Source organism: Mesorhizobium sp. CA16 (assembly GCF_020165175.1).
Taxonomy (GTDB): domain Bacteria; phylum Pseudomonadota; class Alphaproteobacteria; order Rhizobiales; family Rhizobiaceae; genus Mesorhizobium.
Genome location: NZ_JAIUHP010000002.1, coordinates 344,017 through 370,691, shown reverse-complemented (window position 1 = coordinate 370,691; position 26,675 = coordinate 344,017). Strand labels below are relative to the sequence as shown.

General features: G+C 62.5%; 27 protein-coding genes and 1 pseudogene. 15 read left to right on the top strand and 13 right to left on the bottom strand.

Annotated features, from left to right (window positions below):
• Nucleotides 1-68: 68 nt before the first annotated feature.
• From purC to LB525_RS05565, 5 genes are all read left to right on the top strand, one after another.
• Nucleotides 69-863, top strand: a complete 795-nt coding sequence (gene purC, locus LB525_RS05585) for a phosphoribosylaminoimidazolesuccinocarboxamide synthase (protein ID WP_040995384.1) — start codon at nt 69-71, stop codon at nt 861-863.
• 63 nt (nt 864-926) lie between these two features.
• Nucleotides 927-1,166 carry a phosphoribosylformylglycinamidine synthase subunit PurS gene (gene purS, locus LB525_RS05580; RefSeq protein WP_095765207.1) on the top strand — a complete coding sequence of 80 codons (240 nt, stop codon included), beginning with the start codon at nt 927-929 and terminating at the stop codon, nt 1,164-1,166.
• A gap of 2 nt (nt 1,167-1,168) precedes the next feature.
• On the top strand, nt 1,169-1,837 hold the full coding sequence (gene purQ, locus LB525_RS05575) for a phosphoribosylformylglycinamidine synthase subunit PurQ (protein ID WP_224543855.1): 669 nt from the start codon (nt 1,169-1,171) through the stop codon (nt 1,835-1,837).
• 39 nt (nt 1,838-1,876) lie between these two features.
• Nucleotides 1,877-2,287: a hypothetical protein gene (locus tag LB525_RS05570; protein ID WP_224543854.1), complete on the top strand. Its 411-nt coding sequence runs from the start codon at nt 1,877-1,879 to the stop codon at nt 2,285-2,287.
• A 7-nt stretch (nt 2,288-2,294) separates the two neighbouring features.
• Complete coding sequence (locus LB525_RS05565; RefSeq protein ID WP_224543853.1) at nt 2,295-2,942, top strand: Pr6Pr family membrane protein; 648 nt, start codon at nt 2,295-2,297, stop codon at nt 2,940-2,942.
• 4 nt (nt 2,943-2,946) lie between these two features.
• Here LB525_RS05565 and LB525_RS05560 read toward each other — a convergent pair whose 3' ends face one another.
• Nucleotides 2,947-3,288, bottom strand: a complete 342-nt coding sequence (locus LB525_RS05560) for a DUF1127 domain-containing protein (protein ID WP_411971000.1) — start codon at nt 3,286-3,288, stop codon at nt 2,947-2,949.
• Between LB525_RS05560 and LB525_RS05555 the strand changes: the two genes are divergently transcribed.
• From LB525_RS05555 to LB525_RS05540, 4 genes are all read left to right on the top strand, one after another.
• Entirely contained in the window at nt 3,287-4,696 is a 1,410-nt protein-coding gene (locus LB525_RS05555) for a PLP-dependent aminotransferase family protein (protein ID WP_224543852.1), read from the top strand. The genes LB525_RS05560 and LB525_RS05555 overlap by 2 nt on opposite strands.
• A 149-nt stretch (nt 4,697-4,845) precedes the next feature.
• Nucleotides 4,846-7,077: a phosphoribosylformylglycinamidine synthase subunit PurL gene (gene purL / locus LB525_RS05550; RefSeq protein ID WP_224525650.1), complete on the top strand. Its 2,232-nt coding sequence runs from the start codon at nt 4,846-4,848 to the stop codon at nt 7,075-7,077.
• A 93-nt stretch (nt 7,078-7,170) separates the two neighbouring features.
• Nucleotides 7,171-7,698, top strand: coding sequence for a hypothetical protein (locus tag LB525_RS05545; RefSeq protein ID WP_224525647.1), 528 nt, complete (start codon nt 7,171-7,173; stop codon nt 7,696-7,698).
• Nucleotides 7,699-7,800: 102 nt separating this feature from the next.
• Complete coding sequence (locus LB525_RS05540) at nt 7,801-8,034, top strand: BolA/IbaG family iron-sulfur metabolism protein (RefSeq protein WP_040995401.1); 234 nt, start codon at nt 7,801-7,803, stop codon at nt 8,032-8,034.
• Nucleotides 8,035-8,074: 40 nt separating this feature from the next.
• Here LB525_RS05540 and LB525_RS05535 read toward each other — a convergent pair whose 3' ends face one another.
• Entirely contained in the window at nt 8,075-8,803 is a 729-nt protein-coding gene (locus LB525_RS05535; RefSeq protein ID WP_224525640.1) for a DJ-1/PfpI family protein, read from the bottom strand.
• 305 nt (nt 8,804-9,108) lie between these two features.
• Here LB525_RS05535 and grxD point away from each other — a divergent pair, with 305 nt between their 5' ends.
• Entirely contained in the window at nt 9,109-9,444 is a 336-nt protein-coding gene (gene grxD, locus LB525_RS05530; RefSeq protein ID WP_059185116.1) for a Grx4 family monothiol glutaredoxin, read from the top strand.
• A gap of 143 nt (nt 9,445-9,587) precedes the next feature.
• Nucleotides 9,588-10,856 carry a multidrug effflux MFS transporter gene (locus LB525_RS05525; RefSeq protein WP_224543851.1) on the top strand — a complete coding sequence of 423 codons (1,269 nt, stop codon included), beginning with the start codon at nt 9,588-9,590 and terminating at the stop codon, nt 10,854-10,856.
• Nucleotides 10,857-10,907: 51 nt separating this feature from the next.
• Here LB525_RS05525 and LB525_RS05520 read toward each other — a convergent pair.
• The 3 genes and pseudogenes from LB525_RS05520 to rpsD all read right to left on the bottom strand — a co-directional run bounded on the left by LB525_RS05520 (nt 10,908) and on the right by rpsD (nt 13,337).
• Nucleotides 10,908-11,733 (bottom strand): annotated as a pseudogene (locus tag LB525_RS05520) (inositol monophosphatase family protein).
• A complete protein-coding gene (gene ttcA / locus LB525_RS05515) occupies nt 11,723-12,607 on the bottom strand; it encodes a tRNA 2-thiocytidine(32) synthetase TtcA (RefSeq protein WP_224525720.1) in 885 nt (294 codons plus the stop codon). Before ttcA ends, LB525_RS05520 begins: the two are co-directional and overlap by 11 nt.
• A 112-nt stretch (nt 12,608-12,719) precedes the next feature.
• Entirely contained in the window at nt 12,720-13,337 is a 618-nt protein-coding gene (gene rpsD / locus LB525_RS05510; RefSeq protein ID WP_140840172.1) for a 30S ribosomal protein S4, read from the bottom strand.
• A gap of 364 nt (nt 13,338-13,701) precedes the next feature.
• On the opposite strand from rpsD, the gene LB525_RS05505 reads away from it, so the two are divergent.
• The gene (locus tag LB525_RS05505) at nt 13,702-13,905 is read left to right on the top strand and encodes a hypothetical protein (RefSeq protein WP_140542642.1); all 204 of its coding nucleotides are present in this window, start codon (nt 13,702-13,704) and stop codon (nt 13,903-13,905) included.
• 63 nt (nt 13,906-13,968) lie between these two features.
• Here LB525_RS05505 and LB525_RS05500 read toward each other — a convergent pair whose 3' ends face one another.
• Entirely contained in the window at nt 13,969-14,151 is a 183-nt protein-coding gene (locus LB525_RS05500) for a DUF3008 family protein (protein WP_095765193.1), read from the bottom strand.
• Between the two features lie 164 nt (nt 14,152-14,315).
• Here LB525_RS05500 and LB525_RS05495 point away from each other — a divergent pair, with 164 nt between their 5' ends.
• Nucleotides 14,316-15,707, top strand: coding sequence for an RNB domain-containing ribonuclease (locus LB525_RS05495; protein WP_224543849.1), 1,392 nt, complete (start codon nt 14,316-14,318; stop codon nt 15,705-15,707).
• Nucleotides 15,708-15,710: 3 nt separating this feature from the next.
• On the opposite strand, the gene murI is transcribed toward LB525_RS05495, so the two are convergent.
• The 3 genes from murI to LB525_RS05480 form a co-directional block, all read right to left on the bottom strand.
• A complete protein-coding gene (gene murI / locus LB525_RS05490; protein WP_224543848.1) occupies nt 15,711-16,511 on the bottom strand; it encodes a glutamate racemase in 801 nt (266 codons plus the stop codon).
• Nucleotides 16,512-16,685: 174 nt separating this feature from the next.
• Nucleotides 16,686-17,291 carry a hypothetical protein gene (locus LB525_RS05485; RefSeq protein WP_224543846.1) on the bottom strand — a complete coding sequence of 202 codons (606 nt, stop codon included), beginning with the start codon at nt 17,289-17,291 and terminating at the stop codon, nt 16,686-16,688.
• A gap of 81 nt (nt 17,292-17,372) precedes the next feature.
• Entirely contained in the window at nt 17,373-18,212 is an 840-nt protein-coding gene (locus LB525_RS05480; protein ID WP_224543844.1) for an RNA methyltransferase, read from the bottom strand.
• Between the two features lie 209 nt (nt 18,213-18,421).
• Here LB525_RS05480 and LB525_RS05475 point away from each other — a divergent pair, with 209 nt between their 5' ends.
• Both LB525_RS05475 and LB525_RS05470 read left to right on the top strand, forming a co-directional pair.
• Nucleotides 18,422-19,633: an NADP-dependent isocitrate dehydrogenase gene (locus LB525_RS05475; protein ID WP_224543842.1), complete on the top strand. Its 1,212-nt coding sequence runs from the start codon at nt 18,422-18,424 to the stop codon at nt 19,631-19,633.
• Between the two features lie 64 nt (nt 19,634-19,697).
• Complete coding sequence (locus LB525_RS05470) at nt 19,698-20,324, top strand: glutathione S-transferase family protein (protein ID WP_224543840.1); 627 nt, start codon at nt 19,698-19,700, stop codon at nt 20,322-20,324.
• 34 nt (nt 20,325-20,358) lie between these two features.
• Here LB525_RS05470 and LB525_RS05465 read toward each other — a convergent pair whose 3' ends face one another.
• From LB525_RS05465 to recA, 4 genes are all read right to left on the bottom strand, one after another.
• Complete coding sequence (locus tag LB525_RS05465; RefSeq protein WP_224543839.1) at nt 20,359-21,309, bottom strand: DarT ssDNA thymidine ADP-ribosyltransferase family protein; 951 nt, start codon at nt 21,307-21,309, stop codon at nt 20,359-20,361.
• On the bottom strand, nt 21,294-22,187 hold the full coding sequence (locus LB525_RS05460) for a macro domain-containing protein (protein ID WP_140627545.1): 894 nt from the start codon (nt 22,185-22,187) through the stop codon (nt 21,294-21,296). Before LB525_RS05460 ends, LB525_RS05465 begins: the two co-directional genes overlap by 16 nt.
• Nucleotides 22,188-22,424: 237 nt before the next feature.
• Entirely contained in the window at nt 22,425-25,094 is a 2,670-nt protein-coding gene (gene alaS / locus LB525_RS05455) for an alanine--tRNA ligase (RefSeq protein ID WP_224543838.1), read from the bottom strand.
• Nucleotides 25,095-25,532: 438 nt separating this feature from the next.
• Complete coding sequence (recA, locus tag LB525_RS05450; protein ID WP_095765184.1) at nt 25,533-26,630, bottom strand: recombinase RecA; 1,098 nt, start codon at nt 26,628-26,630, stop codon at nt 25,533-25,535.
• Nucleotides 26,631-26,675: the final 45 nt, after the last annotated feature.

The following is a 26,675-nucleotide window of genomic DNA, read 5'->3' as shown; positions in this document are numbered from 1 at the left end:
ACTAATTTAGGCAGACGGGCAGGAACCGGTCACTCGCCGCTTGCCCGCAGATCCAGAGAAAAAATCAAATGAAAAATCGCCGCCGCATTTACGAAGGCAAGGCCAAGATCCTCTATGAGGGCCCTGAGCCGGGGACGCTGATCCAGTTTTTCAAGGACGATGCCACCGCTTTCAACAAGAAGAAGCACGAAGTGGTCGATGGCAAGGGCGTGCTCAACAACCGCATTTCCGAGCACATCTTCAACCACTTGAACCGCATGGGCATCCCCACCCACTTCATCCGCCGGCTCAATATGCGCGAGCAGTTGATCAAGGAAGTCGAGATCATCCCGCTCGAGGTGGTGGTTCGCAATGTCGCCGCCGGCTCGCTATCCAAGCGCCTCGGCATCGAGGAAGGCACCGTGCTGCCGCGCTCGATCATCGAATTCTACTACAAGGCCGACGCGCTCGACGACCCGATGGTGTCGGAAGAGCATATCACCGCCTTCGGCTGGGCAAGCCCCCAGGAAATCGACGACATCATGGCCCTGGCCATCCGCGTCAACGACTTCCTGTCCGGCCTGTTCCTCGGCGTCGGCATCCAGCTGGTCGACTTCAAGATCGAATGCGGCCGCCTGTTCGAGGGCGACATGATGCGCATCGTCGTCGCCGACGAGATCTCGCCGGACTCCTGCAGACTGTGGGACGTCGCCACCCAGGACAAGCTCGACAAGGACCGTTTCCGCCGCGACATGGGCGGTCTGGTCGAAGCCTATCAGGAAGTTGCCCGCCGTCTCGGCATCATCAACGAGAACGAACCGCCGCGCCCCACGGGCCCCGTGCTCGTCGCCTCTTCCGAGGCGCCTAAGGGCCTGAAGCACTGAATATTGACGGGCCTGCCGGACAATGGCAGGCCTCCCTAACTGACGATCTGCCCAGGAGCATCGATGAAAGCCCGTATCACCGTGACCCTCAAGAACGGCGTCCTCGACCCGCAGGGCAAGGCGATCGAGCACGCGCTCTCCGGGTTGGGCTTCGATGGCGTCGGCCAAGTGCGGCAAGGCAAGGTGTTCGACATCGAACTCGCCGGAACCGACAAGGCCAAGGCCGAAGCCGACCTCAAGGCCATGTGCGACAAGCTTCTGGCGAACACGGTGATCGAGAACTACGCGGTGGAGATCGCCTGACAATGAAATCAGCCGTCGTCCTCCTGCCTGGCCTTAACCGCGACCGCGACATGATCGCGGCGCTGACCAAGATTTCCGGCCATGCGCCGGCGACCGTCTGGCAGACCGACACTGAAATCCCCGATGTCGACCTGATCGCTATCCCGGGCGGCTTCTCCTTCGGCGACTATCTGCGCTGCGGCGCCATCGCGGCGCGCATGCCGGTGATGCGCGCGGTCGCCGAAAAGGCGGCCAAGGGCGTGACCGTTATCGGCGTCTGCAACGGCTTCCAGATTCTCGTCGAGGCGGGATTGCTGCCCGGCGCCCTGATGCGCAACGCCTCGCTGAAATTCGTCTGCCGGCAGGTGAAGCTCGAGATCGCCAACGCCAACACCATGTTCACCCGCGGCTACCAGCCCGGACAGGTGATCCGCTCCCCGGTGGCGCATCATGACGGCAACTATTTCGCCGATGCCGAGACGCTTGCCCGGCTAGAAGGCGAAGGCCAGGTGGTGTTCCGCTATGCGGAAAACACCAACCCCAACGGCTCGATCAACGACATTGCCGGCATCGTCAACGACAAGGGCAATGTGCTCGGCCTGATGCCGCATCCGGAAAACCTGATCGAAGCGGCGCATGGCGGCAATGACGGACGGGCGCTGTTCGAAAGCGCGCTCGGCATCGCTGCCTGATCCTTTAACATCCTATCGGAACGCGGGGGCGGACTGACCATGAGACTGACGATTGCTCGCCTTGCTCTCCTGGCCGCCGCCGGGCTTGCCTTGGCTTCCTGCCAGTCCAGCCCCAAGAGGACGCCGGTTCCCTCAGGCAAGAGCGCCTCGCTGCTCGCCATGGAGCAGGTTGCCATCGCTGCGCACAAATGCTGGATCGCCAGCAAGGACCCAGCCTTCAAGCCCTACCAGATGGCCAATGAGCTCAATTCCTACAGCGGCACGCCGCGCTTCCTGCTGGTGCCCGCCAAGCATTATGGCGGCAAGCCGCTGCTGGTCGTGCAGGCGCAGGGAAATTCCCGCCGCGTCGATGCCTTCGGGCCGCTGATGAACGAGCCGCTCGGCGCGCGCATCGGTTCCGACATCGCCCGCTGGCAGGCCGGCAATCCGTCCTGCGCGGCTGCCGCCTGAGGTTGTCATGGCCCGGTTCCTGCAGACCGCGGGACTGGCTGTCGGGCTGATTGCGCTTGTTCTGCAATTCGCCATCACTATCCCGGCATCGATGGCCGCAGGCCGCGGCCTGCTCAGCTCGATCGTCTTCTATTTCAGCTTCTTCACCGTCCTGACCAACATCGCCGCTGTGATGGTGCACGCCTCGCTGCTGTCACCCGCCGGCTATGCCTGGTTCCCGGCCTTTGCCGGACCGCGGACGCGGACTGGCGTCGCCGTGGCCATAACTTTGGTTTTCATCGTCTACACCACAGTCCTGGCGAAGCTCTGGCAGCCGCGGGGTTTGTTCCTGCTCTGCGACGTCCTCTTGCACTATGTGACGCCGGCGCTGTTCGTGCTGTGGTGGCTGGTGGCGGGCGCCGATGGCAGGCGGCAGTGGAGCGACATCGCCTGGTGGATGATCTATCCGGTCGCCTATCTCGCCTACGCGCTGGTACGCGCGCCCTTCGCCGGCGAAGTACCCTACCCATTCCTCGACGTCGCCAAGAACGGCGCCGCCAACGTTGCCGTTTCGGCGCTTGGCGTCACGGCCCTGTTCATCGCATTGAGCGTGCTCGCAGTGCTTGTCGATCACGGTATCGGCCGGTTGCGAAGAAAGCCCGCAACCCGAAGATAGACCATCATTCCCAAAATGGCCTGATGCCTTCGCGATGGGCGTCGCAGCGCGAGACGCCGATATCCTTGAGCTGCTCGTCCGTCATCTCCATGAGCGCGAGGCGGCCGCGCCTGCGCTCCAGCATGCGGTCGATCTGGCTTACGATGGAACGGAGCACAGCCGCCATGCGGCCGACGAACCCGCGATGGGCCAAGGGATCGACCTGCGCGCCAAAAGCCGGGCGAGCATAGCGAATTGTCTCGATTGTATCCATTGTCATTCTGCCTTGTTCCGATTGTACCTTCCCAATCGCGAGATCGATATGAATTGACTCATCGCGCGGTGCAATATAGAAAATTGTCACCATGACAAATTGGCTCCCCGATCTTTCCTTTGGCTCCGGTCCGCTGTACCAGCGCCTTGCTGACAGCATTGAGTCAGATATCGACAAGGGCGTCATCGATGCCGGTGCAAAACTGCCGCCGCAGCGTGACCTCGCCTATGACATCGGCACGACCGTCGGCACCATCGGCAGGGCCTATCAGCTGCTGCGCGAGCGCGGCCTTGTGAGCGGCGAGGTCGGCCGCGGCACCTATGTGCTAGGCCAGCGCGCCGCAGACCCGAAGCCGGATTTGGAACCTGCCATCCAGGGCACGCGCCCCATCGATGCGCCGAGCGGCAAGCTGCGCTTCGACAGCACCGCCGCGCCCGATGTCGGCCAGGGCGCGGTGATAGCCGACATGCTGGCACGCACGGCGCAGGAGCATCCGCACGACATTTCGAGCTATACGCGGGATTTTCCCGAACGCTGGTATGAGGCAGGCAGCCGCTGGCTGGCGCGCAATGCCTTCCGCCCCTCGCTCGATTCGATCGTGCCGACGCTGGGCACCCATGCTGCGGTCATGGCGGCGATCGCGGCGCTGACCATGCCCGGCGACTACGTGGTCTTCGAGCACCTCACCTATTCGCAGATCGCGCGCAGCGCCGGGCTGATCGGCCGCCGCACGGCGCTGGTTTTGACTGATGAGGGCGGTATCGACCCGGATGATTTCGAGCGCGTCTGCGCTCAGAAACATCCAAAGCTGATGTTCCTGATGCCAACCGCTAAGAACCCGACGCTGGTTACGTTGTCGGCGGAGCGACGGCAGGCGATCGCCAAGATCGCGCGCGAATACAATGTCGCGCTGATCGAGGACGATCTCTACGGCGAGCTCACCGACGACCCGACACCGCTGCTGGCCGAATACGCGCCCGAGCGCACGATCGTCGCCGGCGGCCTGTCAAAGTCGGTCGCGGCAGGCGTGCGCGGCGGCTGGCTTTCCTGCCCACCGGCCTATCGCCACCGCATCCGTGTCGCGCACAAGATGATGACCGGCGGCCTGCCCTTTCTGCTGGCCGAGGTCGGCACGAGGCTGGTGATGTCGGGCCAGGCGGGCGAGATCCGCAAGCGCTGCATTGGCGAAATCCAGGCGCGCCTCGCCATCGTGCGCGAAGTGCTGGCGGGTTTTGATTTCAAGGCGCGCGACAACGTGCCCTTCGTCTGGCTGACCTTGCCGGACCCGTGGCTGTCCGGCACCTTCAAGAACGCCTGCCTGGCGCAAGGCGTGCTCATCGACGACGAGGACGAGTTCAAGGCCGGCCGCTCCGAGCAGGTCTTTCACGGCGTGCGCTTTGGCGTGTCGCAGCCGCGGCAAAGCTCGGATGTCGCCGGCGGCGTCGCCGTCATCCGCCGCCTGCTTGACGAAGGCCGCGCCGGCTACGACAGTTTTTCCTGATCAAGCTGGCGAGCTCTAGGCCCTGGCCTCCGCCGGCAGGGGCCGTTTTCCGGCTTTTTTCGTCATCCGGTGGGGTGTATCGCGCGAAAGCTTGCGATAAGAGGAGACTCAAAGAAACTCCCCTCTTCCACGGACAAAAATCGCCGCTCATGACCATTTCCAATTCCGTGCCGATCACTCCCGAGCTCGTCGCCGCGCATGGGCTGAAGCCGGACGAATACCAGCGCATCCTGGATCTGGTCGGCCGCGAGCCAAGCTTCACCGAGCTCGGCATCTTCTCGGCGATGTGGAACGAGCACTGCTCCTACAAGTCCTCCAAGAAATGGCTGCGCACGCTGCCGACCAGCGGTCCGCAGGTCATCCAGGGTCCAGGCGAGAATGCCGGCGTGGTCGACATCGGCGACGGTGACTGCGTCGTCTTCAAGATGGAGAGCCACAACCACCCCTCTTACATCGAACCTTATCAGGGTGCCGCGACCGGCGTCGGCGGCATCCTGCGCGACGTCTTCACAATGGGCGCCAGGCCGGTGGCGGCAATGAACGCGCTTCGCTTCGGCGCGCCGGATCATCCCAAGACCCGGCACCTTGTCGCGGGCGTGGTTTCGGGCGTCGGCGGCTACGGCAATTCCTTCGGCGTGCCGACCGTCGGCGGCGAAGTCAATTTCGATGCTCGCTACAACGGCAACATTCTGGTCAATGCCTTCGCGGCGGGTCTTGCCAAGACCAACGCCATCTTCCTGTCGCAGGCCAAGGGCGTCGGCCTGCCGGTCGTCTATCTCGGCGCCAAGACCGGGCGCGACGGCGTCGGCGGCGCCACCATGGCCTCGGCCGAATTCGACGACAAGATCGAGGAGAAGCGTCCGACCGTGCAGGTCGGAGATCCCTTCACCGAAAAATGCCTGCTGGAGGCCTGTCTCGAGCTGATGGCGTCGGGCGCCGTCATCGCCATCCAGGACATGGGTGCGGCCGGCCTCACCTGCTCGGCGGTCGAGATGGGCGCCAAGGGCGACCTCGGCATCGAGCTCGACCTTGACAAGGTGCCGGTGCGCGAGGAGCGCATGAGCGCCTATGAGATGATGCTGTCGGAAAGCCAGGAGCGCATGCTGATGGTGCTGCGCCCCGAGAAGGAAGAGGAAGCCGAGGCGATCTTCCGCAAATGGGGCCTCGACTTCGCCATCGTCGGCAAGACCACCGATGACCTGCGCTTCCGCGTCATCCACCAGGGTGACGAGGTCGCCAATCTGCCGATCAAGGAACTGGGCGACGAGGCGCCGGAATATGACCGCCCCTGGATCGAGGCGAAGAAACCAACGCCGCTTGCCGCGAACGACGCACCGAAGGCCGACGTCGCCGACGCGCTGCTCAAGATGCTGGGGGGGCCGGATCTCTCCTCGCGCCGCTGGGTGTGGGAGCAGTATGACACGCTGATCCAGGGCAATTCGCTACAGCTTCCAGGCGGCGATGCCGGCGTCGTGCGCGTCGAAGGTCACCCGACCAAGGCGCTGGCCTTTTCCTCCGACGTCACGCCGCGCTACTGCGAGGCCGATCCTTACGAAGGCGGCAAGCAGGCTGTGGCCGAATGCTGGCGCAACCTGACGGCAACGGGCGCCCTGCCGCTTGCTGCCACCGACAATCTCAATTTCGGCAATCCGGAGCGGCCGGAGATCATGGGTCAGCTCGTCGGCGCCATCAAAGGCATCGGCGATGCCTGCCGCGCGCTCGGCTTCCCGATCGTGTCGGGCAATGTCTCGCTCTACAACGAAACCAATGGCCGCGGCATCCTGCCGACCCCGACGATCGGCGGCGTCGGCCTCATCGCCGACTGGTCGAAGATGGCGCGCATCGGCTTTGCTGCCGAGGGCCAGATGATCGTGCTTGTCGGCGCGCCACCGACATGGGGCAGCCATCTCGGCCAGTCCGCCTATATGCGTGACATCCATGGCCGCTCCGACGGTCCGCCGCCGCCCGTCGACCTCGCGCATGAGAAGCGCGTCGGCGACCATGTGCGCTCGCTGATCGCTTCCGGCATCGTGACATCGGCCCACGATGTCTCCGACGGCGGCCTGGCGGTAGCGCTGGCCGAAATGGCTATGGCCTCCGGCATCGGCGCCACCATCCCCGGCCTCACCGGCACCGACCCGATTCCGGTCTGGTTCGGCGAGGACCAAGGCCGCTATCTATTGACGTTATCGATCGACCCGCAAAGCGGCGAATGGGACAGGATCCGCGAGGAGCAGAGCAAGCTCGGCATCTTCGCGCCATGGATCGGCACCACCGGCGGACGTGAATTGAAGCTGGGTGACGCACGGCCGATCCCGGTCAGTGAATTGACCGCCGCCCATGAGGGCTGGTTCCCGCGCTTCATGGATCAGGCCAGTTGACCAGAAGCATGTCTCCCGAAAGTGTGCAGCGGTTTCGGGAAAAAGACATGCCTACGACAAAAGACCTAAATCATGTCGCATAGATCCTTTTTTATGCGACATGATTTAACCGCCAGGGCGCTGGTCGCAGTCGTCTTCTGGCCGTCTCTGTTCTTCTTCTGGTTTCTCGGACCGTTCGCCCTGTTCCTGCTGTCGACGACCTCGAGCGAGGTCTGCCCCCGGCTAGAAACCCGCGCCGAGTTCCTGGCGGCGGCAAACGGCACGCTGCCGATGCTCATCGTGCAGAGCCTGATCTACGCGGTTCCAATCGCCTGCCTCGTGCTGTGGAACAGGTTTTCTCCGGAGCCGGCGCGGGCGAAGCACATCGCGACCTGCATCAAGCTCTTTGCCGTTGCCGCCGCGGTCGGGGCGGTTTGGGACTATGGCTCGTCCTTGATCTGCGACGGCTACGGTCAGGCCTTCTTCTCAACTGCATGGCGGATGACGAGCTATCTTCCCATCGTCGGCCTGCTGATCAACGTCCCGCTCTACGTGCTGGTCTTCAGCCTCGGCCGCGCCTATTCGACGCGCGATGACATCAGCGAGGACGGTGTGGTTCATCCGAGCCCGGATAATTCCTAGGCTTCCTTCTGCGACGGAACGGCTTCAATCCGGGCTGGAAAGGTTCTAGGCTCTACCCCGAGTCACACCACACAGCCTGCCCGCTTGAAACAGGATTTTGCCATGGCAATGGATGCCCACGACATCGAAAAACTGATCAAGGAAGGCATTCCCGACGCCAAAGTGACCATCCGCGACCTGGCCGGCGACGGCGATCATTATGCGGCCGAAGTGGTGGCCGAGAGTTTCCGGGGCAAAAGCCGCGTCCAGCAGCACCAGATGGTCTATGACGCGCTGAAGGGCAAGATGGGCGGTGTCCTGCATGCTCTGGCGCTGCAGACCAGCGTTCCGGACTAGTGCTTGAAATCTGACGGCTCGTATTGGAGTTGTAGGTCCCTTAGCGCGGAAATTTGCCGGGGATGACCAATTTTTTGAGTCCTTCGCGAATCCCCGTGTAGGCCTTTTCGTTGCGTTGAACCATGAGCGCGATGGCCGCCTCGGATGCCTTGTCAGGGTGACCTGAATCAAAGGGAGGAGACGGGTCGTACTCGATCCCGAGTTGGATGGCTTGCGCGACCTCCGGTCCAGCAAGTTCGGCGACGATGCGGAATGCGAAGTCAATCCCCGAAGTGACGCCGCCCGAGGTGAAGACATTGCCGTCGCGCACTACCCGGCCCTTTTCGTGACTGGCGCCGACCAAGGGGAGCAGATCGACGTAGGCCCAATGTGTCGCAGCCCTACGTCCCTTCAACAACCCGGCTGCACCAAGAAGAAAGGCGCCCATGCAAACAGAGGTTACATATTCTGCCTGCTCGCCCTGGCGGCGAATGAAATCGATCGTCTCGAAATCGGCGAGAGCTTCTACGACGCCTGCGCCACCGGGCAGGCAAATCAGGTCTAGTTGGGGACAGCTCTGAAACGTGCAGGTGGGCATGATGCCGAGACCGCGGTCGCTCGAAACCGGTAGCATGGTCTTCGCGACAACGTGGGTTCTCGATTGAGGGAACTTGCTGGCCGCAGAGATCGAGGCAGGCGTTCCAAGCCGGCTCAAGACTTCAAACGGGCCAGTAAAGTCGAGTTGCGTGATTCCAGGGAAGATCACGAAGCCGATATCGAAACCGGACATGCCGCATTCGCCTCCAAATGCCCACACGCCGGCTTGGCGCAGTGGAGATCATCGCGCTTGGTGAAGATATGCGCAACGGGTCACAGCTCCGAGGGAGCAGATCTGGGCCGGGAGACGTCTTCCGCATCGGGCACCAAGCTCAGATTCATCACTACGAATCCACCGTCACTCGGTTTGGCCCAAACCGCGCCGACTTTTGCGCCATTGGGCCAGCGTCACGGCTAACGTCTTGTTTCAGCCAACCTATGGGTTTATTTGAAGGACATGCTTCGAGCCTGACTCCCACAGGCATGAAAGGATTGTCCATGACCGGCATCAACGACTACATCGATAATGAAGTGAAGAGCAACGACGTCGTGCTCTTCATGAAGGGCACCCCCGGCTTCCCGCAATGCGGGTTCTCCGGCCAGGTGGTGCAGATCCTCGACTATATCGGGGCCGACTACAAAGGCGTCAACGTGCTCGACTCGGCCGAATTGCGCCAGGGCATCAAGGACTATTCCAACTGGCCGACCATCCCGCAGCTCTATGTGAAGGGCGAATTCGTCGGCGGTTGCGACATCGTGCGCGAGATGTTCCAAGCCGGTGAATTGCAGGACTTCCTGGTCGAAAAGGGCGTCAGCGTCAAAGGCGCCGCCTGATCGGATTGCGTCGGCGACCGGCCGGCGGACACTAGCTTCCGGGGCTGCCCCCACCTCGGCATTGTAGTTCTCGGATTCGAGAACGAGACGAATGGATGCGCCGGTAATCCGGCGCATGTTCGTTTGAAGAATCGGATTTCGCGGTGGACAAGCAGGCAGCAGCGCAGCAATCGGCAACAAGCTTGCCCATTCCGCGCTGGGAATTCATCGCGCTCTGCGCGGCGCTCATGGCGCTCAACTCCCTGGCCATCGACATCATGCTGCCGGCGCTTCAGCAGATCGGCGCCTCGCTCGGCGTCGAGAGCGAGAACCATCGCCAATATGTCATCACCGCCTATATGCTTGGCTTCGGCGGCGGACAGCTTTTCTTCGGACCCATTTCGGATCGCTTCGGGCGCCGTGCGCCATTGGTCTTCGGCCTGGTCGTCTACGTCGCCGCCGCGGCTGCCGCCGCCGTCGCGCCGAGTTTCGCCCTGTTGCTGACCTGCCGCCTGATACAAGGCTTCGGCGCGGCGGCGACCCGCGTCATCGCCGTCTCGATCGTGCGCGACACGTTCGAAGGGCGGCGCATGGCCGAGGTGATGTCCCTGATCTTCATGGTGTTCATGGCAATTCCGGTGGTCGCGCCCGGCATCGGCCAGTTTGTCATGCTGTTTGCCAGTTGGCATTGGATTTTCGTCACCATGGCCATCGGTGCGCTGGTCGTGTCGGCGTGGGCGCTGTTGCGCCTGCCCGAGACGCTGCATCCGGAATATCGCCGGCCGCTGACGGTAAGCTCCGTCGCCGGCGGCTTCCGCATCGTGCTCACCAACCGCCTCACGCTTTGCTACGCCTTTGCCAGCACCTTCATCTTCGCGGCCATGTTCGGCTTCATCAGCTCGGCCCAGCAGATCTATATCGACATCTTCCATGTCGGCGAATTGTTCCCGCTGATCTTTGCCGGCGTCGCCGGCGTGCTGGCTTTCTCGAACTATCTGAATTCGCGGCTGGTCGGACAGATCGGCATGCGCCGCCTATCGCAAGGCGCGCTGCTTGTCTTCCTGTGCATCAGCCTTGCCTGGCTGGTGGTCTCGCTGGAGATGCAGATGCCGCTCTGGCTCTTCGTCACCTTCTTTGCCGGCGCGATGCTGCCATTCGGCGGACTGGGCGCGAATTTCAACGCCCTGGCCATGGAACCGCTCGGCGAGCTCGCCGGCACCGCCGCGTCCATCCTGGGCTTCATGCAGACCTTCCTCGGTGCCCTGATCGGAGCGGCGATCGGCCAGGCCTATAATGGCACGGTCACGCCTTTGGCCGCAGGTTTCTGCAGCGTCTCGGTCGCCGCTTTGCTGATGATCCTGATCGCCGAGCGGGGCAGGATGTTCCAGCCCCACAATCCCCCCGTTTCGGGGCACGTCACAGATCTGCACTAGATTGCTGTGGCCGCCAGGCCTGCCGGCCCTGGCCAAGCGCAGGATTTGGTCCTACTCGGCCCAGAGCTCGCGTCGCAACTCGTCCCAGCTTTGCTTGTCCGGTGCCACCAGCAGGCCGCCATCGACATGCGAGGGAAGGTAGGCGCTGCCGTCGACGCGCAACATGGCCGCCGGCTTCCTGGTGGATCAGCGCCCCGGCGAGATGATCCCAGGGCATCAGCTTGTTGTAGAGCACGAAATGGGCGTGGCCGCTGGCCAGAAGCCGGTATTCATGCGCCGCGCAGCGATAGGCGAATTGCGACAGCGTCTTGGTCTGGTTGCGGGCGAGCCGCGAGCGTTCGGGCTCGTGAAGAAACTGCCAGGAAACGGAACCGGTCATCTGCGACATCGGCACCGGCGCCGCGACGCGAACCTTCTCCAGCGCGCCATGCGCATGGCGGATATGGCTGCCGGCGCCCTTGGTCCCGATCAGCCAGTCCTTGCCGACCGGGTCATGGATGATGCCGGCGACGGTCTCGCCATTGACGACGACGCCGGCCATGACACCGAACAGCGGCACGCCGGAAGCGAAATTGAAAGTGCCGTCGACCGGATCGATAACGAAGGCAAGCGCAGCATCGCCAAGGCCGGACAGCAGCGCCGGGTTCTCGGAGCAGGCTTCCTCGCCGACCACCATGGCGTCGGGAAAGCGCTCGCGCAGCCTAGCGGTGATCAGCCTCTCGGCGTTGACGTCCGCCTCAGTGACGAGGTCGGCGGCGGATGTCTTCTGGCGCACGTCGCCCTCGCCCAGCCGGCGGAAGCGCGGCATGATTTCGGCGTTTGCGGCACCGGCGAGAAGCTCGGCCAGCCAGTCGATCGCGTTATCGTCAAATCGCATCGGAAATGTCTTGTCCCGGGTTTGCGTCGAGCCCCGCGAAGTCGAACAGCTTCCTGTCCAGGAGATGCGAGGGCCTTACATTGGCCATGGCTCGGATCATCGTGTCCTTGCGGCCCGGCATGCGCTTCTCGATGTCGTCGAGCATCGCCTTCATGGCGTTGCGCTGCAGCCCTTCCTGGCTGCCGCAGAGGTCGCACGGGATGATCGGGAATTTCATCGCGTTGGCGAATTTTTCGAGGTCGGCCTCAGCGCTATAGGCGAGCGGCCGCAGCACCATGACGTCGCCTTCGTCATTGAGGAGCTTGGGTGGCATGGCGGCGAGACGCCCGCCATGGAACAGGTTCATGAAGAAGGTTTCGAGGATGTCCTCGCGGTGATGGCCAAGCACTAGCGCCGAACACCCTTCCTCGCGCGCGATGCGGTACAGATGGCCGCGCCGCAACCGCGAGCAAAGCGAGCAATAGGTGCTGCCCTGCGGCAGCTTGTCGGTCACCACCGAATAGGTGTCCTGGTATTCGATGCGGTGGGCAATGCCGTTGGCGTTGAGATAGTCGGGCAGGATGTGCTTCGGGAAATTCGGCTGGCCCTGGTCGAGATTGCAGGCAAGCAGTTCGACCGGCAGGAGGCCGCGCCATTTGAGGTCGAGCAAAAGCGCCAGCAGGCCGTAGGAATCCTTGCCGCCCGACAGCGCCACCAGCCAGCGTTCGCCCGGCTTCACCATCGCGAAATCCTCGATCGCCTGGCGGGTGAGCCTCAACAGCCGCTTGCGCAGCTTGTTGAACTCGACCGAGGACGGCACGTCGCGGAACAGCGGGTGGAAACCGCCGTCGGTCTCATCGTCGATCGCCTCGAGGGATTTGACATCTGGCAGCATATTCATGGCGCCGGCCCCATGGTTCTGTTGGCGCCCGGCTTAGCGGACCTGACCGCCAAAGAAAAGGCCGCCTCGAAAGGCGGCCTTGGATGCACCGGCTGACTGATGTCGATCAGCGCGAGTAGAATTCGACGACCAGGTTCGGTTCCATCTGCACGGCGAACGGAACGTCCGAAAGGCCGGGAACGCGAGCGAAGGTCGCGGTCATCTTGTTGTGGTCGGCTTCGATGTAATCCGGCACGTCGCGCTCGGCGAGAGCGACCGATTCCAGCACAATCACGAGCTGCTTCGACTTCTCGCGCACCTCGATGACGTCGCCCGGCTTGCAGCGATACGAGCCGATGTTCGTGCGCTTGCCGTTGACGTTGACATGGCCGTGGTTGACGAACTGACGGGCGGCGAAGATGGTCGGCACGAACTTGGCGCGGTAGACCACCGCGTCGAGACGCGACTCGAGCAGGCCGATCAGGTTCTCGGAGGTATCGCCCTTGCGGCGGTTGGCCTCTTCATAGACCTTGCGGAACTGCTTTTCCGAAACGTCGCCATAGTGACCCTTCAGCTTCTGCTTGGCGCGCAGCTGCAGGCCGAAATCGGAAAGCTTGCCCTTGCGGCGCTGGCCGTGCTGGCCGGGACCGTATTCACGCTTGTTGACCGGGGACTTCGGACGGCCCCAGATATTTTCGCCGAGACGGCGGTCGATCTTGTATTTCGCGGATTCGCGCTTGCTCATCGCATTCCCTTTCAAAACAATATACCCGGAACCCCATGGCTCCGGGCGAAGGAAACGCGCCCTCCTCTGGCCTCCGTTTTCGAGACCTGACAGGGTTTTCCACGCAAAGCGACGGAAACCCACGGGACACGTCAAAAGAAACCACCGGGCGTCGCCACCCGGTGTTGGTGGGCCTGTTAAACAGAGATTTAACCGGTGTCAAGCTTACGGCTGGCAGCGCGGGTCGCAACCCGATAATTTCCCGCGTGGCGTGCAGTGCCGGTTGTGGCGAAAGCCGTCGGCAGCAGAGCGGCTTGTGCTTCCAAGGAGCTGCCCTGCTCTGCCATCTTAATGAAGGGACTGGAGCAGAGGAGTCCGAATTCCCATGAAGAAGTTCTTCCTTACCCTGACCGGGGCCGCTGTATTGGCGGGATCTATGGCGGTCATGACGCCGGAACCTGCCATGGCCAGGCATTGGAGCGGCCACAGGCAGATATGCCGCGTCGTGGTGACGAAAAGAGTGGTCTGGCGCCACGGCCATCGCCACGTCATCCGCTACAAGACCAAACGCTGCTGGTGGCGCCGCTAGCTCATCTTGCGCCAAAAGGGGTTGACGGAGGCCCGTGGCCGACGCCGCGGGCCTTTCATTCGACTACGACTTCTTGCTGGGCAGACTTTTGCGCTTGGTCTCGGCGAACTCCTCGAGCTGCTTTTCGCTCATCGATTCATACATTTCGCGCGAAGCGCCTTTGAGTTCGCTCTTCTTCGTCTCGCCGCGCTTGGCGGAAAGCGCTGCGCCGGCGGCCTTTTGCTGGGCTTGCGATTTGGCGGGCATGGCGGTTTCTCCCTTTGCTGTGAGAAGAAACGCCGGGCCGAAGCGGCAGTTCCAGCGGCTACGGCCCGGCCCGTGGGCCTGCTTGAGTTGGCGATTAGGCGGCCGACCTTGGCGGTATCCTGGCAAGCCTTCCCGCGCCCGGAATGCCAGTGTAGGACGGCAGCATGAAATCGCTGAACGATCCCTCACAGGCGCTCTCCACCGGTCTTGCGAAAATCCGCGCAGAATTCCACGTGCCGGATGGATTTCCGCCTGCGGTAATGGCCGCGGCTGAGGCGGCGGCAAAGCGTGTGCCCGACCAGCATGCCGACCGGACGGCAATGCCCTTCGTCACGCTCGATCCGGCGAGTTCCACCGATCTCGACCAGGCCTTCTCGATCGAGGCCAGCGGCGGCGATCTTCTCTTGCACTATGCCATTGCCGACGTGGCCTGGTTCGCCGAGGACGGCGACGCGATTGATCTCGAAGCTTGGGGCCGAGGCGAGACGCTTTACTTGCCGGACGGCAAGGCCGGGCTCTACCCGCCGGTGCTCGCCGAGGCCGCGGCAAGCCTGTTGCCCGATGGGCCGCGTCCGGCAGTCGTCTTCACCGTTCGGGTCGCCGAGGACGGTGCGGTGAAATTGGATGGCGCGGAGCGCGCCATCATCCAAAGCCGCGCCAAGCTCGCCTATGACAGCGTGCGGGCCGCCGACGTTCCGGCCGGCTTCGCGGAACTGGCGCGGCGTATGGCGGCAAACGAACAACGCCGCGGCGCTTCGCGCGTCGATCCGCCCGAGCAGGAGGTGGAAAGGCTCGCCGACGGCACGTTCCGGCTTTCGTTCAGGCCGCTGCTGCAATCCGAGCAGGACAATGCAGCACTTTCGCTGGCCGCCAATATGGCGATTGCCGACGCCATGCTGGCCCACAAGACCGGCTTGTTCCGGGTGATGTCGGGGCCGGACGCCTCCAAGGTGCAAAGGCTGCGCAACGCGGCACAGGCGCTCGGCCTGTCCTGGCCGGCCTCCACCAGCTTGCGCGACTATCAACGCACGCTCGATCCGGCCGACCCGAAACAGGCGGCGCTGATGCTGGAAATCCGCCGGGCAGGCAACGGCGCATCCTACCAACCCTATCAGGAGGGCGTCGTCCCCTGGCATGAGGCGATGGCCGCGACCTATGCCCACGCCACCGCGCCGCTCAGGCGGCTGGCCGACCGCTACGTCCTGCGCTGCACGCTGGCGATCGCCAATGGCCAGCCGGTGCCGCAGGCCGTCACCGACGCCTTCGCCAGATTGCCGAAGGTGATGGGCCGCGCGGATGCCCGCGCCTCGCAGATCGGCCACGCGGCAATCGACCTTGCCGAGGCGGTGATGCTCAAGGGACATGAGGGCGAGACGTTCGAGGCCGTCGTCACCGACTTCGTCGACCGTGGCGTGCGCGTGCAGCTTGCCGACATGCCGGTGGTTGCCAGCGTGAAAGCCTCCGGGCTCAGGCAAGGCGACGGCCTGACGCTAAGGCTGGTTTCGGCCGATCCGGATCAACGCAGCATCGTCTTCGAGCCCGCCACCCCGCCTTGAGCACTAAGGTGCGGTCAGTCCAAAGCCCTGGATGAGCCGCCTCGTGGCGAAATCCACCTTGCCCGAGGTGAAGACGGCAAGATCGGGCTCACTTACGCCGGATGTGTCCCCAACGGGTTCAAGCAGCGACATGGCGCGCCGCGCGATCGCTTCGGCCGGATCGATCCAGTCGACCGGCCAAGGCGCGGTCTTGCGCATGCGGTTGGCGAGAAACGGGTAGTGCGTGCAGGCAAGCACGACGATGTCGGTGCGGTTGCCGTCGCGCTCGATGAAGCAGGGCGCAATTTCGGCGCGCACGGCTTCTTCGTCGACGAAACCCTGGCGCATATAGATCTCGGCGAGCCCCGCCAGCCGATCGCTGCCGACCAGGCGCACATGGCATTTCTGCGCCCACTTGCTGATCAGGTCGCGCGTGTATTGGCGCTTCACCGTGCCCGGCGTCGCCAGCACCGATACCAGGCCGGAGCGGGTGCGTTCGGCCGCCGGCTTGATCGCCGGAACGGTGCCGACAAAGGTATGGCCGGGGAATTTGTCGCGCAGCGCATCGATCACCAGCGTCGAGGCTGTATTGCAGGCAATGACCGAAATCGCCGGCTGGAGCCGGTCGAGCAATTTGCCGAACAGCGCAAGGATGTGTTCCTTGAGCGCCGGCTCTTCCCAGGCGCCATAGGGAAACGCCGCGTCGTCGGCGACATAGACGAAGCGGCGGTCGGGCATCAGCACGCGCGCCTCGCGCAGCACGGTCAGCCCGCCGACGCCGGAATCGAACATCAGGATCGGGCGCTGGCTTGATCGATCGCTCATTGTCATCCGGTTATGAGAAACGACAGGCCCGGAATTGGACCGACGCGCTTCTATCGCGAATGATCGTGGTCTTGAAGAGGCGAATGCGAGCAGCTTTTGCGCAGTCGCTAGAACATGATGCCGAAAAGTGCGAAGCGGTTTTGGGACGACATCATGCCCTATCTCTAAAATCACTCATATGCCGCGCTTGCCGAAACCGGCCGGCCGCGGTCTGCCGAAAGGCTGCGGCGCGGGCGGAATGTGAGCGGCTGAAGCGCCAACCGCGGCGCGTGGAGCGGCCGGCACAGCGGTGCGTGCAGCGCGCGTCGACGCCGGCAGCGGGCCATCGAAGTCGAAAACATCGGTCAATTCATCGATGTTGCTGCCCGCGACGGGCTTCGCCCACCAAATCGTGCACCAGAGGCCGAATACCGAAAACCCAAGCAGGTTCAGCCCGCCCGGAATGCTCTCGGGGTCGCCGAATTTGACGACCAGCAGCACGCCTGCCTGCAGAAGGGCATAGACGGACGAAAGGGCGATGTAGGCCCACAGGATCCAGCGGCGCCCGTTGGCGTCGCGGGTGCGGCGCGAGGCGATGTTGCCGCGAAGCGCGACAAAGATGAGGGAGGCGATGAGGACCGCGCCTGCCATGTCCTGGCGCGACGGACCCGGCCCTGAATTGAGCAGCCCTTCGAAACCGATCGTGCTGACAATGCAGATGACGATCACCACGGTTTCGGCTACGGCGAGACCGAGAGAGTAAAGGAAAAAGCGCAGTCGACCAATATTGGACGTAAACATGTGCCACCCCCACTATTGCAGCAAGGATGGCATATAATCGAATAAAATTCGGTTACTTCAAATGCTCGCAGCTTACCGATCTTAACTTTCTTCGTCTTTGGCGCGACTGCGCGCGCCGGCCGGCAACCGTCTCGGATCGTCGCCGGGCGAGCCATCGCCGCGCGGCATGGCCGGCGAGAACCTGTCGAGCGACGAGATGATGCCGCGCAGCACCTTGAGCTCGGGCTCGGCGAAGCCCGCGCGCGTCAGCACCGCGCGCAGATTGTCGACCATCTTCGGCTTCTTTTCTTCCGGGCGAAAATAGCCGCGCGCTTCCAGCGCGTTTTCCAGGTAGGCGAACAGGCTGTGCAGCTGCTCCTTGGGCGCCGGTACCAGCTCCGGCCCGGAGAAGTTGGTCTGCGTCTCGTCGGCGAGGCCGGACTTCATCCATTCATAGGACATGAGCAGCACCGCCTGGGCGATGTTGAGCGAGGAAAAGCCGGGATCGACCGGAAAGGTGACGATCTCGTCGGCAAGCCCGACCTCGTCATTGTAAAGGCCGAAGCGCTCGCGGCCGAACAGGATACCGGTGCGCAGCCCGGCCTCGCTGCGCGCCCTTAGCGCCCTGCCTGCTTCCACCGGACCGCGCACCGGCTTGAAGCCGTCGCGCTCGCGCGCTGTCGTGGCGAAGACGAAGTTCAGGTCGGCGACCGCCGAGGGCAGATCGTCGAACACCCTGGTGGCGTCGATGACATGGTCGGCGCGGCTGGCGGCCGCGCGCGCCTTCTCGCTCGGCCAGCCGTCGCGCGGGTTGACCAGCCTGAGCTCGGACAAGCCGAAATTCGCCATGGCCCTCGCGACCATGCCGATATTCTCGCCGAGCTGTGGCTCGACCAGGATGATCGCCGGTCCGGTCTTGGTTGTGTCTTCGATGGCTGGCATGGGTTGTGGGTAACCGGGGTTTGCGGCGTTTCGGCGTCCCCTGCCACATCCGGATCGAAAAATGAAGCATTCACAACAGCGGCACCCGTCTGCCCCGGCGCGGATCGCGGTTTGCGCGCTGAAAAAGCCTTTGATATACGCTCCGCATCCCCGGCCGAAGCCATGCGGGCAAGGCCGTTCAGATCCCCCAGCAACGAGGCATTCTTTCCATGGCGAAGATCAAGGTGGCGAACCCGGTCGTCGAGCTCGACGGCGACGAGATGACCCGCATCATCTGGCAGTTCATCAAGGACAAGCTGATCCACCCCTATCTCGACCTGAAGCTGGAATATTACGATCTCGGCATCGAGCACCGCGACGCCACCAACGATCAGGTGACGATCGATTCGGCCAATGCCATCAAGAAATGGGGCGTCGGCGTGAAATGCGCGACGATCACCCCCGACGAGGCGCGCGTCGAGGAATTCAAGCTGAAGAAGATGTGGAAGTCGCCCAACGGCACCATCCGCAACATTCTCGGCGGCACCATCTTCCGCGAGCCGATCATCATGAAGAACGTGCCGCGCCTGGTGCCGGGCTGGACCAAGCCGATCGTCGTCGGCCGTCATGCCTTCGGCGACCAGTACCGCGCCACCGACTTCCGCTTCCCCGGCAAAGGCAAGCTGACGATCAAGTTCGTCGGCGACGACGGCCAGGTCATCGAGCATGACGTCTATGACGCGCCGGGCGGCGGCGTGGCCATGGCCATGTACAATCTCGACGAGTCGATCCGTGAGTTTGCCCGCGCCTCGCTGAACTACGGCTTGCTGCGCAATTTCCCGGTCTATCTGTCGACCAAGAACACCATCCTCAAGGCCTATGACGGCCGCTTCAAGGATATCTTCCAGGAGGTCTACGAGAAGGAGTTCGAGGCCGAGTTCAAGGCAAGGAAACTCTGGTACGAGCACCGCCTGATCGACGACATGGTCGCTTCCAGCCTGAAATGGTCGGGCGGCTATGTCTGGGCCTGCAAGAACTATGACGGCGACGTGCAGTCCGACACCGTGGCGCAAGGCTTCGGCTCGCTCGGCCTGATGACCTCGGTGCTGATGACGCCGGACGGCAAGACGGTGGAGGCGGAAGCCGCGCACGGCACCGTGACGCGCCACTACCGCCAGCATCAGAAGGGCGAGGAAACCTCGACCAATTCGATCGCCTCGATCTTCGCCTGGACGCGCGGCCTCGCCCACCGCGCCAAGCTCGACGACAATGCCGAGCTCAAGCGCTTCGCCGAGACGCTGGAAAAGGTCTGCATCCAGACCGTCGAGAGCGGTTTCATGACAAAGGACCTGTCGCTGCTGATCGGTCCCGACCAGCCCTGGCTCTCGACCACCGGCTTCCTCGACAAGATCGACGAGAATTTGCAGAAAGTGATGGGGTAAACCCACATTCGGCATACCGAAGGCTCCGGAAGGAGCCTTCTTTTTTGGAGGGGAGCGCTGATCGATGGCCAAGCCAACTCTCTACGGCGCGGACTACAGCGTCTATGTGCGCATCGCACGGATGACGCTGGAGGAGAAAGGCGTCGGCTACGAGCTCGTGCCGCTCGACATCTTCGCCGCCGAAGGCATCCCGGCCTGGTATCTGGAACATCACCCTTTCGGCCGCATCCCGGCCTTCGAGCACGACGGTTTTCGACTGTTCGAGACCAGCGCCATCGCGCGCTATGTCGACGAGGCCTTCGACGGTCCGGCCCTGCAGCCGGCCGACGCCCGCGGCCGCGCCAGGATGGGCCAGATTATCGGCGTGCTCGACGCATATGGTTATCGCGCGTTGGTCTGGGACGTCGCGGTGGAGCGGCTGGAGAAGACGCAACCGGATGAGCAGCTGATCGCCAGCGGGCTGAGCCAGGCTGAGACGGTGCTCAAGGTTCTGACATCGGTGAAGGCGAAAGGGCCGTGGCTGCTAGGCGAGCAACTGACACTGGCCGACCTGCACGCGGCACCGATCGTCGCCTATTTCGTCAAGGTCGCAGAAGGACGCGATTTGTTGGCTCGCTTTGCGGATGTCCGGGATTGGTATCAGCGCTTTGCCGCGCAGCCGAGCTTCGCACGTACGGAGAGGGTCGGCTGAAGTCTGCGCACAAACAGAAGCGACAAATATCCCGCTATCGCACCACTGGTACCGTAGCTGGCACAGGTCCTAAATATGCGGTACAGCCTTCAATCTCGATCTTCCACTCTGCTGACGGATCTGGATTAACTATTTGAGGTACACGCCAACTGCTTGGCTCGAGCGAGAAAGCAAACCGGCTATTCCCGCATGATACAGTGACCGAGTACTTATCTTTCCTCGCGGTTGACGGTGCAGTGAAATCGAAATGAAGCTCGCCGCCCCGCGTGTACAACTCAGTGATGTAACTCCCGCGGCGCAGAAACAATGAGCCACCTTTTTCGACCGCAAAACGCACATCAGAAACGTTAACGTTGCGAAGCAGATATCTAAGCATTCTCTCTTCGTGAATGGTACGGCAAACGACCGCTCTAAGGTGGTGGGCCAGGGGCAACTCATTCCTGACTACAACCTCGGCCATCCGAGCGTCATGAATAGTTTGCATCATGTCCTGCGAAACTGCTGAATCGTGATAAATATAGTTAAAATTTAGACCATCAAAATTCGTATCGCCTTGTAGCGGTGCCAATGCTTGGGATGCAAAGTTTCCCGAGACAAAAAAGCTGTCCGCGAGAGTTATTACAGATGCGAAGTCAAAAACCAACATGACCGGTATAGCCATATGTGGATTGACCCGGTAGGGATCAGAATTCGACTTAATCCCTTCCGTCTTGAAATGAAAGCTGTTCTTCGGTCGGAAGTAGAGCCTCACATACTCATGCGCAGCGGGATTGTTCCAAAGGGCGCCCTGGTTCGCGACATCGCACAAAACGATGGGAACATGCTGCCTGCAGACAACTTTGCGTTGACGCACTATCTCAGCGGCAGTCTCGATCTGGCATGCGTGGAAAAGAGAATTCACCCATCCGTTGCGAGATGGATACCGCGCAAGCTTTTCGTTCCATTCCCTGATATGCCGCTGAGCACGTGCTATTGAAATAGCCATTCTTGGCTATCCCTCGAAGTCGAGACACTGGAGTATGGCGTCTTTTGATCGCGATCGATAAAGAGCGCTTCGGCCCGAGTGGATCCAGTGTTACCGGCCTTGATCTTGACACTCCGGACATAGGGCAGTTCCGCGAGGATTGGGAAGAGATAACCCTTCAACCTACGGGATTTCTCGTCGGAGAAATTCTCAAAGGAGAGCAGCCGTTCACGGAGCCTAATCCAAGCCGCTTCCATCAAATCGGGATCAATGCGCTCTCTTTTCCCGGTCTCGTGCTGGACAACGACTGAGTTGTCCGGCTGCATTTCCGCACTAAAGAAGCTATCTCTAGACGTAGAGAATTTGCGCCCCCTTGAGAGTCGATCGATGTCCCTAGAAAATTCAGCAAAATCCCTTGGCACAGTTGCAGGTTCTTTGTGTTCTGGCACAAAATCCGCTGCTACTTGAATGTCGTGTATGTAGATTGGAATATCAACCTTCGATAGATACTCCTCCATCACCGGTTTGACATCGGCCCAATTGAGATTCCCATTGCCGCAACCGAGCGGCGGGAACGATGCCGAACTGATGCTGAGCGCCTTATATGACTCTACAAATTTGGCCAAACCAGAGTGAATGTATTCCAGCTTGGATGGAAGCTTCCATGTGGTCTTGGTCGGAAAATTGAGGACCCATCGGGTGTCGGAACGCCACAGATGAATTTTGCCGACGCCTAGCGCCCGTTGCTCGCAGAGCTTCCGATACTCAGCAAACATTGCCGGATACCGGCTCTTAAATTCCTTGGCGATACCCTTTCCCATCACCCCGACGGTGTTAACGGTGTTAACGAGCGTCTGGGCCGGGGACTCAAAAACGCTGCTCTCCAAATATGTGATCATCGCTTGCGTTCCATTTCCAACCCCGATAATGGGAACATATAGAGAACATAGCGCACTTCGTAGCACGATTCCAGCGCTGGTGTCGCGGCGCTATCGTAAGATTGTGCCGCGAATACGGATCAAAACAACATGTTTGGCCAAACCAAACTAGGTTGGTGAATTCGGCGGCACCAGGGCCCGCAGGTGGCGCTCCGAAGAATATCGGCACGTAGCCACCCCAGACGAGTTGCTAGACTGTCACGCCGCCTCCAGCGCCGCCTTCACCGCTGCGATCGCGTCGTTGGCCCTGGAGGCGTCGGGGCCGCCGGCCTGCGCCATGTCGGGCCGACCGCCGCCGCCTTGACCGCCAAGCGCGGCGGACGCGACGCGCACGAGATCGACGGCGCTGAAGCGGCCGGTCAAATCGTCGGTGACGCCGACGACCACGCTCGCCTTGTTGTCCTCGCTGGCGCCGACAAAGACGACCACGCCGGAGCCGAGCGTCTTCTTGCCGGCGTCCGCCAGCGGCTTCAGGTCCTTCGGCGCGACGCCGCTGACTGCCTTGCCGAGAAAGCCGACGCCGGCGACCGTCTCGTTGGCGGCCGGAGCATCGGCAACGGCCGAACCGCTGCCCAGCGCCAGCTTCTTGCGCGCTTCCGTAAGCTCCTTTTCGAGCTTCTTGCGCTCTTCGAGCAGCGCCTCGACGCGCGACGGCACATCGGCCGGCGAGATCTTCAAGGTCGCCGCCGCGGCTTTCAGCCGCCTGTCCTGCTCGTCGAGATGCTTGCGCGCCGCCTCGCCGGTCAGCGCCTCGATGCGGCGCACGCCGGCCGCCACCGCGCTGTCCGACAGGATGCGCACCAGGCCGATATCGCCGGTCGATTTCACATGCGTGCCGCCGCAGAGTTCGACCGAATAGGGACGATTGGCCTTAGCGCCATGCAGGCCGGTGCCCATCGACACGACACGCACCTCGTCGCCGTATTTCTCGCCGAACAGCGCCATGGCGCCCTCGGCGATCGCGTCGTCGACCGACATCAGCCGCGTCGTCACCGGGCTGTTCTGGACGACGATCTCGTTGGCCATGCGCTCGACCTCTTCGAGCTCGTCGGCCGAGATCGGCTTGTTGTGCGAGATGTCGAAGCGCAGCCGGTCCGGCGCCACCAGCGAGCCCTTCTGCGCGACATGGGTGCCCAGCACCTCGCGCAACGCCTCGTGGATGAGATGCGTCGCGGAATGGTTGGCGCGCAGCCTCGAGCGGCGGGCGTGGTCGACCTTGAGTTCGACAGCCACACCCGTCTTGACTGTGCCTTTGGCCACCTTGCCCAGATGCACGAACAGGCCGTCGGCCTTCTTCTGCGTATCGGAAATCTGGATCGAGAAGCCCTCGCCGGAGATCACGCCGGTGTCGCCCATCTGGCCGCCCGATTCGCCATAGAACGGCGTCTGGTTGACGATCACGGCGACCGCCTCGCCCTGGGACGCGCTATCGATTGCTTTGCCGTCCCTGACCAGCGCCTGGACGATGCCTTCGGCCTGCTCGGTCTCATAGCCGAGGAACTCGGTCGCGCCCGTCTTTTCCCGCACGGAGAACCAGACGGTTTCGGTCGCGGCCTCGCCCGAGCCCGCCCAATGCGCGCGCGCCTCGGCCTTCTGCCGCTCCATCGCGTCGGTGAAGCCGGCGATATCGACCGAGATGCTGCGCTGGCGCAGCGCATCCTGCGTCAGATCGAGCGGGAAGCCGTAGGTGTCGTAGAGCTTGAAAGCGGTCTCGCCGTCCAGCATATCGCCGGCTTTGAGCGTCTCGGTCGCGTCCGAAAGCAGGCCGAGGCCGCGCACCAGCGTCTTGCGGAAGCGTGTTTCCTCGAGCTTCAGCGTCTCGGTGATCAGCGCCTCGCCGCGCACCAGCTCGGGATAGGCCTGGCCCATCTCGCGCACCAGCGCCGGCACCAGCTGCCACATCAGCGGATCCTTGGCGCCGAGCAGCTGCGCGTGGCGCATGGCGCGGCGCATGATGCGGCGCAGCACATAGCCGCGCCCCTCGTTGGAAGGCAGCACGCCGTCGGCCACCAGGAAAGAGGACGAGCGCAGGTGGTCCGCGATGACGCGGAAGGATGCTGCATTCTCCTGGTTGTGGCCGTGCCCGAGCGCCGAGCACGTCGCGTCGATCAGATGCTTGAAAAGGTCGGTCTCGAAGACGCTTTCGACCCCCTGCAGGATGGAGGCCATGCGTTCCAGGCCCATGCCGGTGTCGATCGAGGGACGCGGCAGGTCGATGCGCTCTTCCTTCGTCACCTGCTCATACTGCATGAACACCAGGTTCCAGAATTCCAGGAAACGGTCGCCGTCCTCTTCCGGGCTGCCGGGCGGGCCGCCCCAAATATGCTCTCCGCGGTCGATGAAGATTTCCGAACACGGCCCGCATGGGCCGGTGTCACCCATCGCCCAGAAATTGTCGGAGGTCGGGATGCGGATGATGCGGTCGTCGGAGAAGCCGGCGATCTTCTTCCAATAACCCGCCGCCTCGTCGTCGGTGTGATAGACGGTGACCAAGAGCTTGTCTTTCGGCAGACCGAATTCCTTGGTGATCAGGTTCCAGGCAAGCTCGATCGCGCGCTCCTTGAAATAGTCGCCGAACGAGAAATTGCCGAGCATCTCGAAGAAGGTGAGATGGCGCGCCGTGTAGCCGACATTGTCGAGATCGTTGTGCTTGCCGCCGGCGCGGACGCTCTTCTGCGCGGTCGCGGCGCGCGAATAAGGGCGCTTCTCCAGCCCGGTGAAGACGTTCTTGAACTGCACCATGCCGGCGTTGGTGAACATCAGCGTCGGATCGTTGCGCGGCACCAGCGGGCTGGAGGCGACGATCTCGTGGCCCTCCTTGCGGAAGTAGTCGAGGAATGTCGACCGGATGTCGTTCACGCCACTCATTGCATACTGCCTTTTTCGCAAGAACCGCCGGCCCGGCCGGCGGCAAATGGGCTTTGGTGTTTCAGAAGATAGATTGGCCTTTTAGCGATAGCTCTTGTGCCTGTCCAGAAACACGCAAAACAGGCGTGTCGCTCAAAACTGCGCAAGCGGTTTGGGAAAACGACAGGCACAAGCATGGACCAAAGCGCATTGCCTGAATTCATTGCAGCGCTACGCGCTTTGGGCCGATCGGCGGACGAGCGGCGGCTCAGCCCCACCCCGCACAACGCAAAACCGCCGGCACGAAGGCCGGCGGTTCGGGTTACGCAATACAAGAACTCGATTACATAAGCATAAGGCGATAAACCAGGATTGTGGCCGAACTCCGGCTGAGCCAACCAACTATCCTCGGGCGCCTTTGGATCGCCCCGGAGCGCAAAATCCCAGGGTAAACGCACTTTACAGGGCGCCGGCTTCATCCTCGAAACCGTCGTCGCCGCCTTCGGAGCCGCCATTCTCGAGGAATTTCTCGGCGATCAGTCCGGCATTCTGGCGCAACGCAAGCTCGACCTCACGCGCCGTATCGGGATTGTCGCGCAGGAACAGCTTTGCGTTCTCGCGACCCTGGCCGAGGCGCTGGGAATTGTAGGAGAACCAGGCGCCCGACTTCTCGATGACGCCGGCCTTGACGCCGAGATCGATCAGCTCGCCGGTCTTCGACACGCCCTCGCCATACATGATGTCGAACTCGACCACCTTGAAGGGCGGGGCCAGCTTGTTCTTCACCACCTTGACGCGGGTCTGGTTGCCGACGACCTCGTCGCGGTCCTTGACCGAGCCGATGCGGCGGATGTCGAGGCGCACCGAGGCGTAGAATTTCAGCGCGTTGCCGCCGGTGGTCGTCTCGGGCGAGCCGAACATGACGCCGATCTTCATGCGGATCTGGTTGATGAAGATGACCATGGTGTTGGAACGCGAGATCGAGGCGGTCAGCTTGCGCAGCGCCTGGCTCATCAGGCGAGCCTGAAGACCGGGCAGCGAATCGCCCATCTCGCCTTCGATTTCAGCGCGCGGCGTCAGTGCCGCCACCGAGTCGACGACCAGCACGTCGATGGCGCCCGAACGCACCAGCGTGTCGCAGATCTCCAGCGCCTGCTCGCCGGTGTCGGGCTGCGAAATCAAAAGGTTCTCGAGGTCGACGCCAAGCTTGCGGGCATAGACCGGATCGAGCGCGTGCTCGGCATCGACGAAGGCGCAGATACCGCCCTTCTTCTGGGCTTCCGCAACCGTGTGCAGCGCCAGCGTCGTCTTGCCCGAACTTTCCGGCCCGTAGATTTCGATGATGCGGCCGCGCGGCAGGCCGCCGACGCCGAGCGCGATGTCGAGGCCGAGCGAGCCGGTCGGCACGGTTTCGATCTCGACCACCTGCTCGTTGGCGCCGAGCCGCATGATCGAGCCCTTGCCGAACGCGCGCTCGATTTGCGACAGCGCCGCGTCCAGAGCCTTTGATTTGTCCACTGCCTTATCCTCTACAAGCCGCAAAGAATTCTGAGCCATGATACATCACCCCTTGGTCGTCAATGAAGGCCGGACAATCCGTGA

What these genes read in the sequence shown, in the direction of transcription:
- LB525_RS05500 (WP_095765193.1), bottom strand. Translation starts at nt 14,151, where the DNA reads ATGCCCGCCAAATCGCAAGCCCAGCAAAAGGCCGCCGGCGCAGCGCTT.
- purQ (WP_224543855.1), top strand. Translation starts at nt 1,169, where the DNA reads ATGAAATCAGCCGTCGTCCTCCTGCCTGGCCTTAACCGCGACCGCGAC.
- LB525_RS05535 (WP_224525640.1), bottom strand. Translation starts at nt 8,803, where the DNA reads ATGTCCGGTTTCGATATCGGCTTCGTGATCTTCCCTGGAATCACGCAA.
- LB525_RS05465 (WP_224543839.1), bottom strand. Translation starts at nt 21,309, where the DNA reads ATGGCTATTTCAATAGCACGTGCTCAGCGGCATATCAGGGAATGGAAC.
- LB525_RS05565 (WP_224543853.1), top strand. Translation starts at nt 2,295, where the DNA reads ATGGCCCGGTTCCTGCAGACCGCGGGACTGGCTGTCGGGCTGATTGCG.
- recA (WP_095765184.1), bottom strand. Translation starts at nt 26,630, where the DNA reads ATGGCTCAGAATTCTTTGCGGCTTGTAGAGGATAAGGCAGTGGACAAA.
- LB525_RS05560 (WP_411971000.1), bottom strand. Translation starts at nt 3,288, where the DNA reads ATGGTGACAATTTTCTATATTGCACCGCGCGATGAGTCAATTCATATC.
- rpsD (WP_140840172.1), bottom strand. Translation starts at nt 13,337, where the DNA reads ATGAGCAAGCGCGAATCCGCGAAATACAAGATCGACCGCCGTCTCGGC.
- LB525_RS05505 (WP_140542642.1), top strand. Translation starts at nt 13,702, where the DNA reads ATGAAGAAGTTCTTCCTTACCCTGACCGGGGCCGCTGTATTGGCGGGA.
- purC (WP_040995384.1), top strand. Translation starts at nt 69, where the DNA reads ATGAAAAATCGCCGCCGCATTTACGAAGGCAAGGCCAAGATCCTCTAT.
- alaS (WP_224543838.1), bottom strand. Translation starts at nt 25,094, where the DNA reads ATGAGTGGCGTGAACGACATCCGGTCGACATTCCTCGACTACTTCCGC.
- LB525_RS05495 (WP_224543849.1), top strand. Translation starts at nt 14,316, where the DNA reads ATGAAATCGCTGAACGATCCCTCACAGGCGCTCTCCACCGGTCTTGCG.
- purS (WP_095765207.1), top strand. Translation starts at nt 927, where the DNA reads ATGAAAGCCCGTATCACCGTGACCCTCAAGAACGGCGTCCTCGACCCG.
- LB525_RS05470 (WP_224543840.1), top strand. Translation starts at nt 19,698, where the DNA reads ATGGCCAAGCCAACTCTCTACGGCGCGGACTACAGCGTCTATGTGCGC.
- LB525_RS05540 (WP_040995401.1), top strand. Translation starts at nt 7,801, where the DNA reads ATGGCAATGGATGCCCACGACATCGAAAAACTGATCAAGGAAGGCATT.
- LB525_RS05485 (WP_224543846.1), bottom strand. Translation starts at nt 17,291, where the DNA reads ATGTTTACGTCCAATATTGGTCGACTGCGCTTTTTCCTTTACTCTCTC.
- LB525_RS05480 (WP_224543844.1), bottom strand. Translation starts at nt 18,212, where the DNA reads ATGCCAGCCATCGAAGACACAACCAAGACCGGACCGGCGATCATCCTG.
- grxD (WP_059185116.1), top strand. Translation starts at nt 9,109, where the DNA reads ATGACCGGCATCAACGACTACATCGATAATGAAGTGAAGAGCAACGAC.
- LB525_RS05460 (WP_140627545.1), bottom strand. Translation starts at nt 22,187, where the DNA reads ATGATCACATATTTGGAGAGCAGCGTTTTTGAGTCCCCGGCCCAGACG.
- LB525_RS05545 (WP_224525647.1), top strand. Translation starts at nt 7,171, where the DNA reads ATGCGACATGATTTAACCGCCAGGGCGCTGGTCGCAGTCGTCTTCTGG.
- LB525_RS05475 (WP_224543842.1), top strand. Translation starts at nt 18,422, where the DNA reads ATGGCGAAGATCAAGGTGGCGAACCCGGTCGTCGAGCTCGACGGCGAC.
- ttcA (WP_224525720.1), bottom strand. Translation starts at nt 12,607, where the DNA reads ATGCTGCCAGATGTCAAATCCCTCGAGGCGATCGACGATGAGACCGAC.
- LB525_RS05555 (WP_224543852.1), top strand. Translation starts at nt 3,287, where the DNA reads ATGACAAATTGGCTCCCCGATCTTTCCTTTGGCTCCGGTCCGCTGTAC.
- LB525_RS05570 (WP_224543854.1), top strand. Translation starts at nt 1,877, where the DNA reads ATGAGACTGACGATTGCTCGCCTTGCTCTCCTGGCCGCCGCCGGGCTT.
- murI (WP_224543848.1), bottom strand. Translation starts at nt 16,511, where the DNA reads ATGAGCGATCGATCAAGCCAGCGCCCGATCCTGATGTTCGATTCCGGC.
- purL (WP_224525650.1), top strand. Translation starts at nt 4,846, where the DNA reads ATGACCATTTCCAATTCCGTGCCGATCACTCCCGAGCTCGTCGCCGCG.